Below are 21135 nucleotides of genomic sequence, written 5' to 3'. Positions count from 1 at the left end.
TGTCGTTAATGATGAAAAGCTCAGGAGTTTTTGTGATTAAGAGGTTCGTAAATGCCTGATTGCCAGACCTGGTTTAAAGCGCTCTGTTTATCCGTCGCCCTTTGGGCTCCTCTCACTCAGGCAGACACGGGTTGGCAACCCATCAAGGAAACCATCCGTAAAAGCGAAAAAGATAACCGTCAGTATCAGGCTATTCGCCTGGATAACGGTATGGTGGTCTTGCTGGTCTCCGATCCGCAAGCGGTTAAGTCCTTGTCGGCGCTTGTGTTGCCAGTAGGCTCGCTGGAAGATCCGGATGCCCATCTCGGCCTTGCCCACTACCTTGAGCATATGACGCTGATGGGCTCGAAAAAGTATCCGCAGCCCGAAAGCCTTGCGGAATACCTCAAAATGCATGGCGGCAGCCACAACGCCAGCACCGCCCCTTATCGCACCGCATTTTACCTGGAAGTGGAAAACGACGCGCTGGATGGGGCGGTGGACAGACTGGCGGATGCGATTGCTGAACCCACGCTTGCGAAAGTCTATGCTGAACGCGAGCGTAACGCGGTAAATGCTGAGCTGACGATGGCTCGCGCTCGCGACGGTATGCGCATGGCGCAGGTCAGCGCCGAAACGCTTAATCCGGCCCACCCCGGTTCGCGCTTCTCTGGCGGCAACCTGGAGACGCTGCGTGATAAGCCGGGCAGCCCGCTGCAGCAAGCGCTGGTGGCCTTTCGCGATAAATATTACTCCGCCAATCTGATGAAAGCGGTGATCTACAGTAACCGGCCCTTGCCGGAACTGGCGAAGCTTGCGGCACAAACTTACGGACGCGTGCCGAACAAAAACATTGAAAAGCCCGCCATAAACGTACCTGTGGTGACCGAGGCGCAGAAGGGCCTCATCATTCATTATGTGCCGGTCATGCCGCGCAAGGTTGTGCGCGTAGAATTTCGCATTGATAACAATAGCGACCAGTTTCGCAGCAAAACCGATGAGCTTATCGGTTATCTCATTGGCAACCGCAGCCCTGACACACTCTCCGACTGGCTGCAAAACGAGGGGCTTGCCGAAGGCGTACGCGCCGACTCCGATCCGGTGGTTAACGGCAACAGCGGCGTGCTCGCTATCTCTGTTACTCTCACGGACAAAGGGCTGGCTCAGCGCGACCGGGTTGTCGCCGCTGTCTTCAGCTATTTGAACCAGTTGCGTGAAAAAGGCATCGACAAACGCTATTTCGACGAACTGGCGAACGTGCTTGATCTCGATTTCCGCTATCCCTCAATCACCCGGGATATGGATTATGTGGAGTGGCTGGCGGACACCATGATCCGCGTGCCGGTTGAGCACACGCTGGATGTCGTCAACATTGCTGACCGCTACGATCCGCAGGCGATTAAAGCGCGGCTGGCGATGATGACGCCGGAGAACGCCCGCATCTGGTATATCAGCCCTGACGAGCCGCATAACAAAATGGCCTATTTTGTCGATGCGCCTTACCAGGTAGACAAAATTCCTGCCGCCACGCTGAAAAGCTGGCGCGAGCAGGCGGGTAACATCGCCCTTAAATTACCGGAGTTGAACCCGTACATTCCGGATGATTTCACGCTTATCAAGCCGGAAAAGGCTTTCGCTCATCCCGAGTTGCTGGTGAATGAGCCAGGCCTGCGCGTGGTTTACAGCCCAAGCCAGTATTTCAGCAGCGAGCCGAGAGCGGACATCACAATGGTGCTGCGTAATCCTCAGGCGATGGACAGCGCTAAAAATCAGGTGCTGTTCGCGCTTAATGATTATCTGGCTGGGGTGGCGCTGGATGAATTAAGCAATCAGGCGGCGGTTGGCGGCATCAGTTTTTCCACTAATGCCAACAATGGGCTGATGCTTAACGCGAACGGTTACACGCAGCGTTTGCCGCAGCTTTTCCAGGCATTGTTGAACGGTTATTTTTCCTACAGCCCGACGGAAGAGCAGCTGGCGCAGGCGAAATCCTGGTATAGCCGAATGCTGGAATCGGCGGATAAAGGCAAAGCCTACGAGCAGGCTATTATGCCCGTGCAGATGCTTTCTCAGGTGCCTTATTTTCAGCGCGAAGCGCGTCGGGCGCTGCTGGATAAGATAACTTTGCAGGAAGTGATGCGCTATCGCGACAACCTTAAAACTCAGGGGCGGCCGGAATTCCTGATGCTTGGCAACATAACGCCGGAGCAGGCCAGCAAGCTCGCCCATGATGTAAAGACTTCGCTTGGCGCGAATGGCAACGAGTGGTGCCGTAATAAAGACGTGGTGGTGGACAAAAAACGGCAGGTTATTTTTAACAAAGCGGGCAGCAGCACCGATTCGGCGTTGGCGGCGGTGTTCGTGCCGAAGGGGTATAACGAAACCGTCAGCTCCGCTTACAGCGCGCTGCTTGGCCAGATTGTTCAGCCCTGGTTCTATACCCAACTGCGCACTCAGGAACAGTTAGGGTATGCCGTTTTCGCTTTCCCGATGGGCATTGGCCGCCAGTGGGGGCTGGGCTTCCTGCTGCAAAGCAGCGATAAGCAGCCCGCTTTTCTGTGGGAGCGGTATAAAGCCTTCTTCGCCACGGCGGAAGAGCGCCTGCGTAAGCTGGATCCGCAGGAGTTCGCCCAAACGCAGCAGGCTATTATCAACCAGATGCTCCAGGCTCCCCAGACGCTTTCTGAAGAAGCCTCTCGGGTAAGTAAAGATTTCGACCGGGGGAATATGGCTTTTGATTCACGTGATAAAGTAATCGCGGAAATTAAGACGCTGACGCCGCAAAAACTGGCCGATTTCTTCCATCAGGCCGTGATTGATCCTACCGGCATGGCCGTTCTGTCTCAGGTCTCCGGTATTCATAACGGCAAGGCGGAATACGCCGCGCCGCAAGGCTGGGAAGTGCAGGAGAGCGTCAGCGGTTTGCAACAATCTTTACCCCTGATGAGTGAAAAAGAATGACCGATGAACGCGCAGAGTCCCTTGATCCCCTTCGCTTGCCGTTGTTGGGTGAACGGCTGATTGAAGCCTCTGCCGGGACCGGAAAAACCTTTACCATCGCCGCGCTTTATCTGCGGCTCTTGCTGGGGCTGGGCGGCGAGAACGCCCATCCCCGGCCGCTATCTGTTGAAGAGTTGTTGGTCGTCACCTTTACCGAGGCCGCGACGGAAGAGCTGCGCGGACGTATCCGCAGCAATATCCACGAGCTGCGCGTCGCCTGCCTGCGCGAACGCACCGACGACCCGCTCTATCAACGGCTGCTGGATGAAATCCCGGATAAGCGTCACGCGGCGCAAACGCTGCTGCTGGCGGAGCGGCAGATGGACGAAGCGGCTATCTTTACCATTCACGGCTTTTGTCAGCGCATGCTGAGCCTGAATGCTTTTGAGTCCGGTATGCCATTTGAGCAGCAGCTGATCGAAGATGAATCTCTGCTGCGCTACCAGGCGTGCGCCGATTTCTGGCGGCGCCACTGTTACCCGCTGCCTAAAGCGGTCGCCCGCGCCATCAGCGAACTGTGGGACGGGCCGGAGTCGCTGCTGCGCGATATCAGCGGCTTTTTGCATGGCGAAGCGCCGCAAATTAAAGCGCCGCCGCAGGATGCGGAAACGCTGGAGGCGCGGCATCAACAAATTATCGACCGTATCGATCAGATTAAAAGCCAGTGGCGTTCGCTTGCGGATGAGATTGGCGCCATGATCGCCGGTTCCGGTGTTGATAAACGCAGCTTCAGCAGTAAAAACCTGCCTGCCTGGCTTGATAAGGTCAACGCCTGGGCGCAGGAAGAAACGCAGTCTTACCAGTTGCCGGACGCGCTTGGCAAATTCGCCCAGTCCAACCTTATTGAAAAAACGAAAAAGGGCGAGCCGCCTCGCCATCCGCTATTTGAAGCGATCGACGAGCTGTTGCTGGAGCCATTAACCATCCGCGACCTGGTAATGGCGCGGGCGATGGCGGAGATCCGCGCGACCGTCGCCCAGGAAAAACGCCGTCGCGGCGAGCTTGGCTTCGACGACATGTTAAGCCGGCTGGATGAAGCGCTGAATCAGCCAGGCGGCGACGCGCTGGCGCTGGCTATCCGTACCCGTTATCCGGCGGCGATGATCGATGAATTTCAGGATACGGACCCGCAACAATACCGTATCTTTCGTCGCATCTGGCTTGGCCAGCCTGATACCGCTCTGTTGCTGATTGGCGACCCGAAACAGGCGATTTACGCGTTTCGCGGCGCAGATATCTTCACTTATATGAAGGCTCGTAGTGAAGTTAGCGCTCACTATACTCTTGATACCAACTGGCGTTCCGCGCCGGGAATGGTGGAAAGCGTTAACCGACTTTTCAGCCTGCTTGATAATCCTTTTCTGTTTCAGGACATTCCTTTCCAGCCGGTAAAATCCGCGCCGCGCAACCAGTCGCTGCGTTTTACTTTACACGGGCAGACCCAGCCTTCCATGAGGTTCTGGCTAATGGAGGGCGAAGGCGCCGGAGTAAGCGATTACCAACAATATATGGCGCAGGTGTGCGCCCATCAGATCCGCGACTGGCTGGCGGCAGGGCTGCGCGGCGAGGCGCTGCTTTGCAAAGGCGATGAAGCAAGGCCGGTGCAGGCTTCCGATATCACCGTGCTGGTGCGCAACCGTATTGAAGCTTCGGTCGTGCGTGAGGCGCTGAATGCGCTGAATATTCCTTCGGTTTATCTCTCGAATCGCGACAGCGTCTTCGCCACACAGGAGGCGCTGGAGCTGCTCTGGCTGCTGCAGGCCGTACTGGCGCCGGAGGTGGAAACCCGCCTGCGCAGCGCAATGGCGGCCAGCATGCTCGGGCTGGACGCGCGGGCCATCGAAGCGCTTAACCGCAATGAAAGCGCCTGGGATGAACTGGTCGAAGAGTTTGACGGCTACCGGCAAATCTGGCTTAAGCGCGGCGTAATGCCTATGCTGCGCGTGCTGATGACAAAGCGTCAGGTTGCGGAAAACCTGCTGGCGACGCCAGGTGGCGAGCGACGGTTAACGGACATTCTGCACCTGAGCGAACTATTGCAGGAGGCTTCCGCGCAAGCGGACAGCGAGTACGCGCTGGTGCGCTGGCTGGCGCAGCATATCGCCGAGCCGGACGCGAACGCCGCCAGTCAGCAATTGCGCCTAGAGAGCGATAAGCATCTGGTGCAGATAGTCACTATCCATAAATCCAAAGGGCTGGAATATCCGCTGGTCTGGCTGCCTTTTATCGCCGACTTCCGCGAACAAAAAATGGGTTTTTACCATGACCGCGAAACTTTCGCGGCAGTACTGGATTTGAGCAACGACGCGAGCAGCGTGGAGCTTGCCGAGGCGGAGCGGCTGGCGGAGGATTTACGTCTGCTTTATGTCGCCTTAACCCGCTCGGTCTGGCATTGCAGTCTGGGCATTGCGCCGCTTTTTCGCAGCCGCGGAGCGAAGAATGGTGAGACCGATCTGCACCGCAGCGCGCTTGGGCGTCTTATCCAACGAGGCGAGGCGCTGGATGCAAACGGCCTTAAACGCTGCCTGGAGGCCCTCTGCGATGACGCCATTGCCTTAAACGAGCCGGCAGAGCCGGACAACAGCCCCTGGACGCCGCCGCCCGGCGAAGCGTTGAGCCTCGCTGCGCGGGAGTTGCAGCGTCGTATCGTTGATGAATGGCGCGTCACCAGCTATTCCGGGTTGCAGCAGCACGGCCCCACTTTTGCCCAGGACTGGGTGCCGAAGCTCGATATCGACGCGGCAGGCGATCGCGAGACGCAAAGCGCGCCGGCGATGACGCCGCACACCTTTCCTCGCGGGGCTTCGCCAGGCACTTTCCTGCACGGCCTGTTTGAAAATCTGGATTTCACGCAGCCTGTGCAGGGGGAGTGGGTCAGCGAGCAGCTTTTGCTGGGCGGTTTTGACGAAAGCTGGCAGCCCGTCATGACGCAGTGGATAGAGAGCGTACTGCGCGCGCCGCTAAATGATAGCGGCGTATCGTTAAATCAGCTCGCTGCGAAGGACAAACAGGTGGAGCTGGAGTTTTATGTGCCGATTAACGCCACGCTCGCCCCGCAGGCGTTGGACGAACTGATTCGCCGTCACGACCCGCTTTCCGCTGGCTGTCCGCCGCTCGATTTCCGTCAGGTTCGCGGCATGCTGAAAGGCTTTATCGATCTGGTGTTTCGCTGGCAGGGGCGTTACTACCTGCTCGATTATAAATCGAACTGGCTTGGCGACAGCCCGGCGGCTTACACCCGCGACGCGATGGCGCAGGCGATGCAGTCGCACCGTTACGATCTGCAATATCAGCTTTATACGCTGGCGCTGCACCGCTATTTGCGCCACCGGCTGGCGGATTATGACTATGAGCGCCATTTTGGCGGCGTAATTTATCTTTTTCTGCGCGGGGTCACGGGTGATGACGCTTCGCAGGGCATTTTCACCACCCGCCCGGCGCTTGAGCTGGTAGAAGGTATGGATGCGTTATTTGCCGGTGAGCAGGAGGTAGCGTCATGAAGATGCAGGAACTTATTCAACAGGCGGTCCGGCACAAGCTGCTGCGTCCGCTGGATGCGCAGTTCGCCATGATGGTAGCGAGCAATGAAGAGCCCGCAATGATGCTGGCCGCAGCGCTGGTCAGCCGCGACGCGGGCGAAGGGCATGTTTGCCTGCCTGTAAGTCGGCTTTGCGTTGAGCACTGCTTCCCCGGCAGGCAGCAGGAGCCGCTCGCGCAGGCGTTATTCGACGCCGCAGGCAATCCGCAAAACTGGCGCGAGGTGCTGCTGGCATCAAGGGCGGTCAGCGAAGACGGCGCGCCAACGCCGCTTAAGCTGATTGGCGAACGGCTTTATCTCAACCGCATGTGGCGGCATGAACAGGCGGTCGCCGCCTTCTTCCGCCAGCAAAACCTGGTTATCACGGCGGATGAGGCGAAGCTAAACCAGGTGCTGAATGAACTTTTTGCGCCAACTGACGAGGTTGACTGGCAGAAAGTCGCGGCGGCGGTGGCGTTAACCCGCCGTATCTCGGTGATATCCGGCGGCCCCGGCACCGGCAAAACCACCACTGTGGCAAAACTGCTGGCGGCGATAGTGCGGCTGGCGGGCGACAAACCTCCACGCATTCGCCTCGCCGCACCGACCGGCAAAGCGGCGGCGCGCCTGACTGAGTCGCTCGGCGCTGCGCTACGCCGTCTGCCGCTGGAGAAAACGCAAAAAGAGGCGCTGCCGGACGACGCAAGCACGTTGCACCGCCTGCTGGGCGCGCAGCCTGGCAGCCAGCGGCTGCGTTATCACGAGGGTAACCCGCTGCATCTGGATGTACTGGTGGTGGATGAAGCCTCAATGATCGATTTGCCGATGATGGCGCGGCTTATCGCGGCGCTGCCTTCTCATGCGCGGGTGATCTTCCTGGGCGATCGCGACCAGCTCGCTTCAGTCGAAGCCGGCGCCGTGCTGGGTGACATTTGTCACTACGTCAGCCATGGCTTTACCGCCGCGAGGGCGCAGGAGCTAAGCCGTATTACAGGCTGCCAGATAGCCGCAGGGGAGAGCGAACAGGCTGCCCAACTGCGGGATTGTCTGTGCCTGCTGCAAAAAAGCTATCGCTTCGGCAGCCATTCCGGTATCGGACGGCTGGCTTTTGCGGTCAACGGCAGCGATCACCGGGCGGCGCGCGGCGCCTTTTCCCAGGATTTTGACGATATCGCCAAAAAGCCGCTGCAAAGCAGCGAAGATTACACGCGCATGATTGCCGAGTCGCTGGAGGGCTATCAGCGTTTCCTCTCTTCGCTGCGGGAAGGCGCCGAACCGCAAACGGTCTTGCAGGCATTTGGCGAATTTCAGCTGCTTTGCGCGCTGCGCGAAGGGCCGTTCGGCGTTGCCGGATTAAACGAACGGCTGGAGCAGGCGCTGGCGCAGCGGCGGGTTATTACGCGCGCGCCGCTTTCTCGCTGGTATGAAGGCAGGCCGGTGATGATTAGCCGTAACGACAGCGCGCTGGGGCTGTTTAATGGCGATATCGGCATTGCGCTCGACCGGGGGCAGGGGCTTCGCGTCTGGTTCCCTATGCCGGATGGCACCGTGAAGGCTGTGCAGCCGAGCCGTCTTCCGGCGCACGATACCGCCTGGGCGATGACGGTGCATAAATCACAGGGGTCGGAGTTTGACCACGCGGCGCTGATCCTGCCCGGTCAGGTTGTGCCAGTGGTCACGCGTGAACTGGTCTATACCGCCATTACTCGCGCCCGCACGCGGCTGTCGCTTTATACCGATGACCGGGTCTTTGAGCAGGCTATCGCCACCCGTACCGAGCGACGCAGCGGATTGATGGCGCATTTTCAGGAATAAAAGGCCGCTTACGCGCGGCCTGAGCGCTAGGTGAGGTCCGCCATCAGCACCTTGGAGCGCCGCTGGTAGTTGTACATCTGCTTTTTACTCTCGGGCAGCGAGTCGATGTCCACGGGCGTAAAGCCCCGCTCCTGGAACCAGTGGATGCTGCGGGTGGTGAGTACAAAAAGTTTACTCAGCCCCATCTGCTTCGCCTGGCTTGCCACGCGCTGCAACAACGCCTCGCCGCGCGACGAGCTGCGGTAGTCCGGATGCACCGCCACGCAGGCCATTTCGCCAATCTTCTCTTCCGGGAAAGGGTAGAGCGCGGCGCAGGCAATAGTCAGGTTGTCGCGCTGAATAATGGTGAACTTGTCTATCTCCATCTCCAGCTGTTCGCGGGAGCGGCGCACCAGAATGCCCTGCTGCTCCAGCGGGCGGATCAGTTCCAGAATGCCGCCAATGTCGTTAATCGTGGCGCGACGGATCTGCTCGGCGCTCTCCATCACTATCTGCGTGCCAATCCCTTCGCGTGAGAAAAGTTCCTGCAGCAACGCGCCATCCTCCTGATAGCTGATTAAATGGCTGCGGCGCACGCCGCTGCGGCAGGCTTTCACTGCGCCGCGCAAAAAGCGCACGGTGCCGGAGTGATAGTCTCCCGCCGCTTCCAGCGTTTCCACGCGCGCCTGGGCTTCGTTCGGGAAAAGTTCGGAAACGATAGCGCCGGTTTCGTCCATCACCCCCTGCGAAGAGCAGAAGCCGATCATCTTTTCTGCTTTCAGTTTGATAGCGAGCTGCGTCGCAATCTCTTCCGACGTCAGGTTAAAACTTTCACCGGTAACGGAAACCGCCACCGGCCCCATCAGCACAATCGCGCCGCTGTCGAGCTGACGATGGATCGCCTCTTCATCAATGCGGCGAATGCGTCCGCTATGGCAGTAGTCCACCCCGTCATCCACGCCGAGCGGCTGGGCGATAATAAAATTGCCGCTTACCACGTTAATATGCGCGCCCTGCAGCGGCGTATTGTTCAGGCTCATGGAGAGGCGCGCGGTAATGTCGAGTTGTAAAAGGCCTGCCGCCTGTTTTACCAGGTCGAGCGTGCGGGCGTCCGTTACGCGGGTATGCTTGTGATAAAGCGGTTCGTGATGATGGGCCGCGAGGTTAGCGTCTATTTGCGGGCGAGCGCCATAGACGACCACCAGCCGGATGCCGAGACTATGCAGTAAGCCGATGTCATTGACGATATTAGAGAAATTCTCATGCTCAATGGCTTCGCCGCCAAGCATAATGACAAACGTTTTTCCCCGATGCGCGTTAATATAGGGAACGGAATGACGGAATCCCTGGACCAGCTCGGTTCGACGCTCCTTCACCACGGCTAAACCCCTCAATGCATGATTATTCGTAATTTATGTATTTTTATTCTTTTCCTGCCCGCCATGCAAGCAACAATTTCGCGCAATGCAAGCGCTGAACATCGGGCAAAAGCCGCCCAACGTGATTGTTTACCCTTTTATTGATGACAGCCAAAGCACCATTCGCTAAAGTTTTCCGCCTGTTTTTACGATGTTATGTCAGGGTTTCGTTTTTATTCTGCTCGGGAGAGGCATGTCTGGTTCCAGTAAATCTTTAAGCCGTCGTCAGCTTTTGCAGGGGACGGGCGCCATGTGGTTATTAAGCGTCAGCCAGATTGGTTTTGCCGCTTCAAGCCAGGTGGTGGCGGTGCGCGTCTGGCCCGCCTCCGCTTATACCCGCGTTACGCTCGAATCTAACCGCGTGCTGAAGTATCGACAGTTTGCGCTGAGCAACCCTGAGCGGGTGGTGGTCGATATCGAAGGCGTGCACCTCAACTCCGTGCTGAAAGGGCTTGGCAACCACATAAGCGACAACGATCCCTTTATCAAATCCGCGCGCGTCGGGCAGTTTGACCCGAAAACGGTGCGCATGGTCTTTGAACTGAAAAAGAACGTTACGCCGCACCTTTTCGCCCTGGCTCCGGTGGCGGAGTTTAAAGAGCGTCTGGTGATAGATCTCTACCCGGCGGACAGCGCCAGCGAACAGGATCCGCTGCTGGCGTTGCTGGAAGATTACAATAAAGGCGAACTCGACCAAAAAACGCCGCAGGGTGGACCGCAGCCGGGTAAAGCGGGGCGCGACCGACCTATCGTCATCATGATTGACCCCGGACACGGCGGGGAAGACCCCGGCGCCATCGGTAAATATAAAACGCGTGAAAAAGATGTGGTGCTGCAAATCGCAAGACGGCTGAAGGCGCTGATTGAAAAAGAGCTCAACATGAAAGCCTACATGACGCGCAACGAGGATATCTTTATCCCGCTCAAAGTACGTGTGGCGAAGGCGCAGAAGCAGCGCGCCGACCTGTTTGTCTCCATTCACGCCGATGCCTTTACCAGCCGGGCGGCGCGCGGCTCGTCCGTCTTTGCGCTCTCGACAAAAGGGGCCACCAGCGCCGCGGCGAAATACCTGGCGCAGACGCAGAATGCCGCCGACCTTGTGGGCGGCGTCAGCAAGAGCGGGGATGTTTATCTCGACCACACCATGTTCGATATGGTGCAGTCGCTGACCATTTCCGACAGTCTGAAGTTTGGCAAAGAGGTATTAAACCGCCTGGGCGGCGTGAATAAGCTGCATAAAAACAGCGTGGATCAGGCGGGCTTTGCGGTGCTGAAGGCGCCCGACATCCCTTCCATTCTGGTGGAAACCGCGTTTATCAGTAACGTCGAAGAAGAGAAAAAGCTGCGCACCGCGGCGTTTCAGCAGGAGGTGGCCGTTTCGATTCTGGCGGGGATTAAAGCCTATTTCGCCGATGGCGGAACGCTGGCAAGGCGCGGTTAACGCGCCTTTTGGTGAATTTCAGGCATAAAAAAACACCCGAAAGGGTGTTCATTTTATTGTTGGTTGCGGGGGCCGGATTTGAACCGACGACCTTCGGGTTATGAGCCCGACGAGCTACCAGGCTGCTCCACCCCGCGTCCGTCATACTTCTTCACATTGTCGCGCACGGCGCGTTAATTGGTTGCGGGGGCCGGATTTGAACCGACGACCTTCGGGTTATGAGCCCGACGAGCTACCAGGCTGCTCCACCCCGCGTCCGTGGAAGCGCACTATACTCTGCTGACATCTCGATGCAACCTTTTTTTAAAACAAACGGCCATTCCTCCGCCCTGTTGCTGAAATATCCCGCCATCTGTTTATTTTTTATCCTTATTTGATTCTGCTTAAGGCGAATCCGTTTCATTGACCCCGCGTGTTTGCTATCTTCGCCTGCGGAAAGCGGTAACCTGGAGAGAGTAATGAAAGGGCGTCTGGCAAGATATCTGGCGACAGGAGCGATGGTGGCTATCCTCGCGGCCTGTTCCTCTAAACCGACCGATCGCGGTCAACAATATAAAGACGGCAAGTTTCATCAGCCGTTCTCACTGGTAAACCAGCCGGATGCCGTGGGCGCGCCCATCAACGCGGGCGATTTTTCCCAGCAGGTCAGCGAAATTCGTAACGCCTCGCCGCGCTTATACGGCAGCCAGAGCAGCGTTTATAACGCCGTGCAAGAGTGGCTGCGCTCAGGCGGCGACACCCGCACGCTGCGCCAGTTCGGCATCGACGCCTGGCAGATGGAAGGGGCGGATAATTACGGCAACGTGCAGTTCACGGGCTATTACACCCCGGTCGTGCAGGCGCGCTACACCCGTCAGGGCGAATTCCAGTATCCGATTTACCGCATGCCGCCCAAGCGCGGCCGTCTGCCTTCCCGCGCCGAGATTTACGCGGGGGCGCTGAGCGAAAACTACGTGCTGGCTTACAGCAATTCCCTGATGGATAACTTCATTATGGACGTGCAGGGCAGCGGCTATATCGACTTCGGCGATGGTCGTCCGCTCAATTTCTTTGCTTATGCAGGTAAAAACGGCCACGCCTACCGCAGCATCGGCAAGGTGCTTATCGACCGCGGCGAAGTGAAAAAAGAGGATATGTCGATGCAGGCGATCCGCCAGTGGGGCGAAACCCACAGCGAGGCGGAAGTGCGAGAACTGCTGGAGCAAAACCCCTCTTTCGTCTTCTTTAAACCGCAGTCTTACGCGCCGGTGAAAGGGGCGAGCGCGGTGCCGTTGATTGGCCGCGCTTCGGTCGCTTCCGACCGCTCGATTATCCCGGCGGGCACCACGCTGCTCGCAGAAGTGCCGTTGCTGGACAACAACGGCAAGTTCAACGGACAATATGAGCTGCGCCTGATGGTGGCGCTGGATGTCGGCGGCGCTATCAAAGGCCAGCACTTCGATATTTATCAGGGTATCGGCCCCGACGCGGGACATCGCGCGGGATGGTATAATCACTACGGTCGCGTATGGGTGCTGAAATCAGCGCCTGGCGCGGGCAACGTCTTCAGCGGTTAATCCCTGCCTTTCGCGGGCGGTTCAGCCGCCCGCTCATTCGTATTACCCGAGGTTATCATGGCAGTCGTTCTTACTGATGCCTGGCGAAGCCGTTTCGGCGGCACCGCCCGTTTATATGGCGAAACCGCGCTTGAGCTTTTCGCCAACGCCCATCTCTGCGTCGTCGGTATCGGCGGCGTCGGCTCGTGGGCGGCGGAAGCGCTGGCCCGCACCGGCATTGGCGCCATTACGCTTATCGACATGGATGATGTCTGTATTACCAATACCAACCGGCAAATCCATGCGCTGCGCGACAACGTGGGGCTGGCGAAAGCGGAAGTCATGGCGGAGCGTATCCGGCAGATTAACCCGGAGTGCCGGGTCACGGTGGTGGATGACTTTATTACGGCCGATAACGTTGCGCAGCACCTGAACCAGGACTTCACCTACGTTATCGACGCCATCGACAGCGTGCGGCCTAAAGCGGCGCTTATCGCATTCTGCCGACGTAATAAGATCCCGCTGGTGACCACTGGCGGCGCGGGCGGGCAGATTGACCCGACGCAGATTCAGGTGACGGATCTGGCGAAAACCATTCAGGATCCGCTGGCGGCGAAGCTGCGCGAGCGGCTGAAAAGCGACTTTGGCGTGGTGAAAAACAGCAAAGGCAAGCTTGGCGTCGACTGCGTCTTTTCCACCGAAGCGCTGGTCTACCCGCAGGCGGACGGCACGGTGTGCGCCATGAAAAGCACGGCTGAAGGGCCGAAGCGGATGGATTGCGCCTCTGGTTTCGGCGCGGCGACGATGGTGACCGCCACGTTTGGCTTTGTGGCGGTCTCGCATGCGCTGAAAAAGATGGTGGCGAAAGCGGCGCGCGAGGCGCGGTAATTACCCGGCGCGGGCCGCCTGCTTCACCGCTTCGGCCAGCGCGGTTAACCCCTGATTGCGCGACGCGCTAAGCTGCGCGCGCAGCCCCAGTTCGTCGAAGAGCGCTAGCGGGTCGTGCGCCAGCAACGCTTGCGGCGCTTTCCCTTCTATCGCCACCAGCAGCACCGCCAGCAAACCGCGCACGATGCGTCCTTCGCTGTCGCCGTAAAAGTGCAGCTTCCCGTCTGGCTGGCGGCTGTGGCCGAGCCAGACGCGGTTTTCGCAGCCCGGTATCTCAATCTCTTCGCGCTTAAGATCTTCCGGCAGGGCAGGCAGCTGCTTGCCAAGCAGGATGAGCTGACGATATTTATCTTCCCACTGCGTGAGCGGGCCAAAGGTTTGCCGCAGCGTGTCGGCGGTAATGGAAACGCCGAACGGATGCCCGGCAAGGTAACCTGTTGTCATTTAGTCCACCAGAATAGTCAGTGCGCGGTCTACCGCGGCAATCAGCGCTTCGACATCGCCCTGGGTGTTATAAGGCGCGAACGAGGCGCGCAGCGTGCCGCTGACCCCCAGCGCCGCCAGCAAAGGCTGTGCGCAGTGCTGGCCCGCACGCAGCGCGATGCCATATTCAGCAAGCAGCGTCACCATGTCGCTGTGGTGTACGCCTGCGAAATCAAAGGCGAGCAGGCTCGAATCCTGACAGCGGAACGAGCGAAAACCCGGGCGCTTCGACAGCTCCGCTTCAGCAAGCGTGGCAAGCCCGCGGCTGTAGCTTTCCGCTTTCAATAAGTCTACGTCGCCAAGCCACTCCAGCGCCGCGCTCAGGCCAATCACGCCCGCCACGTTAGGCGTGCCCGCCTCAAAACGGTAAGGCACCGGCTGGGTTTTGAAACCGTCGAACGAGACGTGGGTGATCATTTTACCGCCGCCGAGCCACGGCGACATCGCCTCCAGCAGCTCGCCTTTGCCGTAAAGCACGCCGATGCCGGTCGGTCCGTATAATTTATGGCCGGAAAAGGCGTAAAAATCGATATCCAGCGCCTGAACGTCCGGTGGGCAGTGCACTACGCCCTGAGCGCCGTCCACCACGACCACGGCCTCCGCCTGATGCGCAAGCGTGATGGCGCGCGCAAGGTCCGGGCAACCGCCAGTCACGTTCGACATCTGTCCCAGCGCCAGAATACGGGTTCGCTCGTTGAGTAAGTCAGGAAGCTTTGCGAGATTGGGCAGGCGATCGACGCCGACAGGCAACTTCACCACCCGCGCGCCGGTTTGTTCCGCCACCATCAGCCAGGGAACGAGATTCGCGTGATGCTCCGCTTCGCTGACGATGATTTCGTCATCCGCTTTCAGCCGCGGGCGCGCATAGCACTGCGCGACGAGGTTCAGCGCTTCGGTCGCGCCTTTGGTCCAGATGATGTTTTTGCTGTCCGGCGCGTTAAGCCACCGCGCCACCGCTTCGCGGGCCGCTTCATAGCGCGCCGTTAAACGCTGCGCTTCGGCGAACTGGCTGCGATGCACGTTGCCTGCGCTCAGGCTATAAAACTGCTGCGTCGCTTCAATCACCACCTGCGGTTTTAAGGCGGTGGCGGCGCTGTCGAGATAGACGCCCGCGTCGGCCAGCGCCGGGAACTGCCCGCGAAAACGGGCGGGATTAAATGCTGTCATAATGCTCCTCGTGATAGCGCTCGATCGTCGCGCATTTATCGCGTCAGGACAAGGGAGTTCATAACCATCGGATTAGTCTGTTTATTCTGGCAAAACGGGGAAGGAGGGTTATGCTGAATAATGTTAGGTGAACATTTAAGCCTGTCAGCAGAAGAAGTTTACATAGCATTAAACTCTACAAGGAGAAGAATATGAAAAAGACAGCCGCTGTAGTATCTGCTTGTATTATGGCCTTCGCTCTGAGTGCTTGTTCTGGCCCTAACTATGTAATGCACACAAACGATGGCCGCTCTATCGTCTCCGACGGCAAACCGAAGACTGATGATGAAACCGGTATGATTAAGTATAAAGACGCCAACGGCAACCAGCAGCAGATCAACCGTTCTGACGTGAAAGAGATGGTGGCGCTGGAGAAATAAGCGAGCAGGCAAAAAAAAGCACCGCAATTCGCGGTGCTACATTAATCACTATGGACAGACAGGGTAAATGTACAGGAAGTGAAATAGGGTAGCTTTGCTACCATGGTCTGAATAGCAGACCAAATGCAAACACAACAACACAACATCACAACCGTAAGCCAAAAGTCCCTCAGAACGCTCATCCCGAAAAACTTTTCGTTCCGGCTCAGGAAGTGGCGCCACTATAGGTATTTGCTGGTGCAACCTCAACGGACAATTTATAATGCCTCAGATAAAAAAAACTAATAGGTGACGTCCCGTCATCCTTTTTGTTAATGAGCGTTAACACGAAACCCGACAACCATGTCCAAGCGATTACCCCCGTTAAACGCATTACGCGTTTTTGACGCCGCCGCGCGCCATTTAAGCTTTACCAAAGCCGCTGATGAACTCTTTGTTACCCAGGCGGCGGTCAGCCATCAGATTAAGTCGCTTGAGGATTTCCTGGGGCTGAAGCTTTTTCGCCGGCGTAACCGCTCGCTGCTGCTTACCGAAGAGGGGCAAAGCTACTTTCTCGATATTAAAGAAATTTTCTCTCAGCTCACCGAAGCGACGCGCAAGCTGCAGGCCCGCAGCGCGAAAGGCGCGCTGACGGTGAGCCTGCTGCCGAGCTTCGCCATACACTGGCTGGTGCCACGGCTTTCCAGCTTTAACTCCGCTTATCCGGGCATTGATGTGCGTATCCAGGCGGTGGACCGCGAAGAAGATAAGCTGGCGGATGACGTCGACGTGGCGATTTTTTACGGGCGCGGCAACTGGCCTGGGCTGAGAGTAGAAAAGCTCTACGCCGAATATTTGCTGCCGGTCTGTTCTCCGCTGCTGCTCACGGGCGATAAACCTTTGAAAACGCCACAAGATCTGGAAAAACACACGCTGCTGCACGACGCCTCTCGTCGCGACTGGCAAACTTATACGCGTCAGCTTGGTCTTAACCATATTAACGTGCAGCAAGGGCCGATTTTTAGCCACAGCGCCATGGTGCTGCAGGCGGCTATTCACGGCCAGGGCATTGCCCTTGCCAACAATGTCATGGCGCAGTCAGAGATTGAGGCGGGCCGCCTGGTCTGCCCGTTTAACGATGTGCTGGTCAGTAAGAACGCGTTTTATCTGGTTTGTCATGACAGCCAGGCAGAACTGGGTAAAATAGCGGCCTTTCGTCAGTGGATTCTTTCGAAAGCGGCCAGCGAGCAGGAAAAGTTTCGTTTTCGCTACGAGCAATAACAACATATCGCGCGCCCCGGCGCGCCTGACTTTTAGGGTTACATCATGACCAGCCGTTTTATGCTGATTTTCGCCGCGGTAAGTGGCTTTATTTTTGTGGCTCTCGGCGCTTTTGGGGCGCACGTTTTAAGCAAATCTTTAGGCGTTGTGGAGATGGGCTGGATCCAGACCGGTCTGGAATACCAGGCGTTCCACACGCTGGCTATCCTTGGGCTTGCGGTCGCGATGCAGCGCCGCATCAGCATCTGGTTTTACTGGAGCAGCGTTTTTCTCGCGCTCGGCACGGTGCTTTTCAGCGGCAGCCTCTATTGCCTGGCGCTTTCGCACCTGCGGCTTTGGGCGTTTGTCACGCCGGTAGGCGGCGTGAGTTTCCTCGCCGGTTGGGTATTAATGTTAATTGGCGCGGTGCGTCTGAAGCGTAAAGGTTCGGTTCATGAATAAGGTCATTTTGTACTGCCGCCAGGGTTTTGAGAAAGAGTGCGCGGCGGAGATAACCGACAAAGCGGCGCAGCGTGGCGTCTACGGTTTCGCCCGCGTGAAAGAGCACTCCGGCTATGTGGTGTTTGAGTGCTACCAGCCGCAAGAAGCGGACAAGCTGGGACGCGAATTGCCGTTCAGCTCGCTGATTTTTGCCCGCCAGATGATAGTGGCGGGCGAGTTGTTAACCGATTTGCCGCCGGAAGACCGCGTTACGCCGATTGTCGGCATGCTGCAGGGCGTGGTGGAAAAGGGCGGCGAACTGCGCGTGGAAGTGGCGGATACCAACGAAAGCAAAGAGCTGATGAAGTTCTGCCGCAAATTCACGGTGCCGCTGCGTGCGGCGCTGCGTGAGGCGAAGATCCTCGCCAGCTATGAAACGCCGAAGCGGCCGGTTGTGCATGTCTTCTTTATTGCGCCAGGCTGCTGTTATACCGGCTATTCGTATTCAGACAACAACTCGTCTTTCTATATGGGCATTCCGCGCCTGAAGTTTCCGGCTGACGCGCCGAGCCGCTCAACGCTCAAGCTGGAAGAGGCGTTTCACGTCTTCATCCCGGCTGATGAGTGGGACGAACGGCTGGCAAACGGAATGTATGCTGTAGACCTCGGCGCCTGTCCGGGCGGCTGGACCTATCAGCTGGTAAAACGCAACATGTGGGTTTCTTCGGTGGATAACGGTCCGATGGCGCAGAGCCTGATGGATACCGGACAAGTCACCTGGCTGCGCGAAGACGGCTTTAAATATCGCCCGAACCGCAACAACATCTCCTGGATGGTGTGCGATATGGTGGAGAAGCCCGCAAAAGTGGCGGCGCTGATGGCGCAGTGGCTGGTCAACGGCTGGTGCCGCGAAACCATTTTCAACCTGAAGCTGCCGATGAAAAAGCGTTATGAAGAGGTTTCGCAGAATATCGCCTTTATTCGCGAGCAGCTGGAAGCAAACGGCATTAACGCTGAAATTCAGGCGCGCCAGCTCTACCATGACCGTGAAGAAGTTACCGTGCATGTCCGCCGCTGGTGGGCGGCGGTGGGCGGGCGTCGCGACGAGCGTTAAGCGGTTAACCTGCAAAAATGAAGCGTGATGATAAGAGGCGGATAAGCGTAGCGTATCCGCCTTTTTTATACGCCCAACGTCTGAAGCTGCGTATGCAGAGAGGGTGAGACATCACGTTCGCCGACGCGTGAGTGCTTTACGTCACTTTTTCTCCCGCGAACGCGTTAAGGTGACTCGTCGCCCTCTTAATAATCCCGACTCCGGCGGATAATCACCCTTACGGGGAGAGCTTATCTTTTTTCCGCTGGCTTCGGGGCAGGCATGTCCCCCAGGCGCGACCCCGCCACCGTAAAAAAGCTGAGGCGATCTTCAGCCGGATTACGTTTCTCCCGTCACTGGCCGTTTCTTTATAAATTTTATAAGCGTCACGCCGCCCTGAATGGCTATTTATGGCATTCACAAAACGTGCGGAGAACGGCGTACCGCTGGCCGCTTTATCTGCCCGCCAGTCTCAACTGCTGCAGGTTGCCGTCCAGCTGTAGATCCGTTTTGAGCCGCGCGACGTCGCGGCAGATAAAGGCGCTCTCTTTATGCTCCGCCAGCTTCTTGCGCCATTTCTCCGGCGCGTCGTCGAGCTTTGCATAGAGCATCTCCAGACTGCCGAACTGCGTAATCAACTGCGTCGCGCTTTTGGGGCCAATGCCCGCCACCCCTGGAATTTTGCTGCTGCTGATGCCGGCAAGGCCCCAGAAATCAGGTAGCTGCTCCGGCGCTACGCCAAACTCTGCGGCGATAAACGGCGCGTCCAGCCAGCGTTTCTGAAAGTAATCGCGAATGCGGATGGTGGGAGAAAGCAGCTGGCAATAGCCTTTGTCGGTAGAGACAATCGTCGCCTGCTGGCCCGCCGCCGCGACTTTTACCGCCAGCGTCGCCGCAAGGTCGTCGGCTTCGTTGCCTTCGCTTACCCAGCAGGGTACGCCGTGACGGGCGAACGCCTCGCGCAGCGCGCCCATTTCCGCCTGCAGCGCTTCCGGCATCGGCGGACGACCGGCTTTATAGTCAGGCAACAGCTGGTGCCGCCAGCCCTGGCTTCGCGCTTCATCATCAAAAACCGCCACCGCATGAGTGGGCTGGCTGTGCAAAATTAACTGGTCAAGCGCGTGCAGGCACGCTTCAACGCAGGGCGAGCCCTGCACCGCATGAATGCGCCGAATCAGGTTGAGCGCGTCGACAATTAATAAATGAGCCACTGTCTTATCCCACTGTAAAAGATGGGCTAACCCTATCATTTCAGCAGGGTGCGGGCCAGAAAAGGGCGCAAATCAGGAAGGCGTCTCGCAAAAAATTCCGCCCCGGGCGGGGCGGAAAAGCGTGCGGTTTAATCGCAGGCGACGACTTTCATCGCCAGCCCCCCGCGGGAGGTTTCGCGGTACTTGGCGTTCATGTCCTTGCCGGTTTCATACATGGTTTCGATAACCTTATCGAGGCAGACGCGCGGTTCGCTGGTGCGGCGCAGCGCCATACGCGCGGCGTTGACCGCTTTCACCGCCGCGATGGCGTTACGCTCGATACAGGGTACCTGCACCTGGCCTGCTACCGGGTCGCAGGTCAGCCCCAGGTTATGTTCCATGCCGATTTCAGCGGCGATGCAAACCTGCGCAGGGCTTGCGCCGAGCAGCTCAGCCAGCCCCGCCGCCGCCATCGAACAGGCGACGCCCACTTCTCCCTGACAACCCACCTCGGCGCCGGAGATCGAGGCGTTCATTTTATAGAGCGAACCGATAGCGCTCGCCACCAGCAGGTAGCGGGTGAGAGAGTTAGCGTTTACTTCACGGATGAACTTGTCGTAGTAAGCCAGCACCGCCGGTACGATGCCGCACGCGCCGTTAGTCGGCGCGGTAACCACGCGTCCACCCGCGGCATTCTCTTCATTAACGGCCAGCGCGAACATGTTTATCCAGTCCACCACGTTCATCGGGTCAACGGTGGTTTTATCATGGCTGACCAGCATACGGCGCAGCGCGGCGGCGCGGCGCGGCACACGCAGTTTCCCGGGCAGCACCCCTTCGGTGGTGATGCCGCGCTCAATGCCGCCGCGCATCACCTCCCAGACGCTCGCCAGGTGCGCTTCCAGCTCTGCTTTGCTGTGCAGCGCCAGTTCGTTTTGCATCATCAGGCCTGAGAGCGAAAGCCCGGTCTGCTGGCAGTGACGCTGCAGATCCGCCGCGTTGCTATAAGGATAAGGCACTTCAATCGGCGCGGCGCTGGTCTGGCCGAAGTTCGCTTCATCGACAATAAAGCCGCCGCCGATGGAGTAGTAAGTCTGGCTATAGAGCACGCTCTCGCCCGCCAGCGCGGTAATGCGCATGCCGTTTTCGTGCAGCGAAAGGTTGTCGGCGTGGAAATTCATGCACCGGTCTATCGGGAATTCGACTTCATGCTGACCGTTCGCCAGCATAAGGCGACCGTGAGTATTCACGTCCTGAATGAAATGGGGAATAGCGTCTATCTCTACCGTGTCCGGCAGGTTGCCCGCCAGCCCCATAATAATGGCGATGTCGGTATGGTGGCCTTTGCCGGTCAGCGAAAGCGAGCCATAAACATCCACCACCACGCGGGTGATGTTGTGCAGTACTCCCTTCGCGATAAGGTCGTCCGTAAACTGTTTGCCCGCCTTCATCGGCCCTACGGTATGAGAGCTGGAAGGGCCAATGCCAATTTTAAAGATATCAAAAACACTGATCATGATGCGTCCGTGGC

Annotated in this window: 15 protein-coding genes and 2 tRNA genes; 10 read left to right on the top strand and 7 right to left on the bottom strand. The window is 58.0% G+C overall.

Going from position 1 to position 21135, the window contains the following annotated elements:
• Positions 1 to 51: 51 nt before the first annotated feature.
• From ptrA to recD, 3 genes are read left to right on the top strand one after another with little or no spacing between them, the layout of a single operon-like run.
• Positions 52 to 2940, top strand: coding sequence for a pitrilysin (gene ptrA / locus ACU4F7_RS17740; RefSeq protein ID WP_481637459.1), 2889 nt, complete (start codon positions 52 to 54; stop codon positions 2938 to 2940).
• Positions 2937 to 6479, top strand: a complete 3543-nt coding sequence (gene recB / locus ACU4F7_RS17735) for an exodeoxyribonuclease V subunit beta (protein WP_481637458.1) — start codon at positions 2937 to 2939, stop codon at positions 6477 to 6479. Before ptrA ends, recB begins: the two co-directional genes overlap by 4 nt.
• Positions 6476 to 8311, top strand: coding sequence for an exodeoxyribonuclease V subunit alpha (gene recD, locus ACU4F7_RS17730; RefSeq protein ID WP_481637457.1), 1836 nt, complete (start codon positions 6476 to 6478; stop codon positions 8309 to 8311). The genes recB and recD overlap by 4 nt, the downstream gene beginning before the upstream one ends.
• Before the next feature lie 26 nt (positions 8312 to 8337).
• Here recD and argA read toward each other — a convergent pair whose 3' ends face one another.
• Positions 8338 to 9669, bottom strand: coding sequence for an amino-acid N-acetyltransferase (gene argA, locus ACU4F7_RS17725; RefSeq protein WP_024556443.1), 1332 nt, complete (start codon positions 9667 to 9669; stop codon positions 8338 to 8340).
• Between the two features lie 232 nt (positions 9670 to 9901).
• Between argA and amiC the strand changes: the two genes are divergently transcribed.
• Entirely contained in the window at positions 9902 to 11149 is a 1248-nt protein-coding gene (gene amiC, locus ACU4F7_RS17720) for an N-acetylmuramoyl-L-alanine amidase AmiC (RefSeq protein WP_024556442.1), read from the top strand.
• A 60-nt stretch (positions 11150 to 11209) separates the two neighbouring features.
• On the opposite strand, the gene ACU4F7_RS17715 is transcribed toward amiC, so the two are convergent.
• A tRNA-Met gene (locus ACU4F7_RS17715) sits at positions 11210 to 11286 on the bottom strand.
• Between the two features lie 41 nt (positions 11287 to 11327).
• Positions 11328 to 11404, bottom strand: a tRNA-Met gene (locus tag ACU4F7_RS17710).
• Positions 11405 to 11607: 203 nt separating this feature from the next.
• Between ACU4F7_RS17710 and mltA the strand changes: the two genes are divergently transcribed.
• Positions 11608 to 12705 (top strand): murein transglycosylase A, encoded by a 1098-nt coding sequence (gene mltA / locus ACU4F7_RS17705; protein WP_024556441.1) that lies wholly within the window; start codon positions 11608 to 11610, stop codon positions 12703 to 12705.
• Between the two features lie 57 nt (positions 12706 to 12762).
• On the top strand, positions 12763 to 13572 hold the full coding sequence (tcdA, locus tag ACU4F7_RS17700; RefSeq protein WP_481637456.1) for a tRNA cyclic N6-threonylcarbamoyladenosine(37) synthase TcdA: 810 nt from the start codon (positions 12763 to 12765) through the stop codon (positions 13570 to 13572).
• On the opposite strand, the gene csdE is transcribed toward tcdA, so the two are convergent.
• A complete protein-coding gene (gene csdE, locus ACU4F7_RS17695; protein WP_481637455.1) occupies positions 13573 to 14016 on the bottom strand; it encodes a cysteine desulfurase sulfur acceptor subunit CsdE in 444 nt (147 codons plus the stop codon).
• Positions 14017 to 15222, bottom strand: a complete 1206-nt coding sequence (gene csdA / locus ACU4F7_RS17690) for a cysteine desulfurase CsdA (protein WP_029590994.1) — start codon at positions 15220 to 15222, stop codon at positions 14017 to 14019.
• Between the two features lie 191 nt (positions 15223 to 15413).
• Here csdA and ACU4F7_RS17685 point away from each other — a divergent pair, with 191 nt between their 5' ends.
• From ACU4F7_RS17685 to rlmM, 4 genes are all read left to right on the top strand, one after another.
• On the top strand, positions 15414 to 15641 hold the full coding sequence (locus ACU4F7_RS17685; protein ID WP_029590993.1) for a YgdI/YgdR family lipoprotein: 228 nt from the start codon (positions 15414 to 15416) through the stop codon (positions 15639 to 15641).
• Positions 15642 to 15983: 342 nt separating this feature from the next.
• Positions 15984 to 16901, top strand: a complete 918-nt coding sequence (gene gcvA / locus ACU4F7_RS17680) for a glycine cleavage system transcriptional regulator GcvA (RefSeq protein ID WP_024556436.1) — start codon at positions 15984 to 15986, stop codon at positions 16899 to 16901.
• Positions 16902 to 16946: 45 nt separating this feature from the next.
• Positions 16947 to 17342, top strand: coding sequence for a DUF423 domain-containing protein (locus ACU4F7_RS17675; protein WP_024556435.1), 396 nt, complete (start codon positions 16947 to 16949; stop codon positions 17340 to 17342).
• Positions 17335 to 18435, top strand: a complete 1101-nt coding sequence (gene rlmM, locus ACU4F7_RS17670; RefSeq protein WP_481637454.1) for a 23S rRNA (cytidine(2498)-2'-O)-methyltransferase RlmM — start codon at positions 17335 to 17337, stop codon at positions 18433 to 18435. The genes ACU4F7_RS17675 and rlmM overlap by 8 nt, the downstream gene beginning before the upstream one ends.
• A 434-nt stretch (positions 18436 to 18869) precedes the next feature.
• Here rlmM and xni read toward each other — a convergent pair whose 3' ends face one another.
• Positions 18870 to 19625, bottom strand: coding sequence for a flap endonuclease Xni (gene xni / locus ACU4F7_RS17665; RefSeq protein ID WP_029590991.1), 756 nt, complete (start codon positions 19623 to 19625; stop codon positions 18870 to 18872).
• A 128-nt stretch (positions 19626 to 19753) separates the two neighbouring features.
• Positions 19754 to 21121, bottom strand: coding sequence for an L-serine ammonia-lyase (locus ACU4F7_RS17660; protein ID WP_481637453.1), 1368 nt, complete (start codon positions 21119 to 21121; stop codon positions 19754 to 19756).
• Positions 21122 to 21135: the final 14 nt, after the last annotated feature.

Source organism: Franconibacter pulveris (assembly GCF_056780215.1).
Note: the sequence above shows the minus strand (reverse complement) of the source record. Positions and strands in the feature narration are given on the sequence as shown.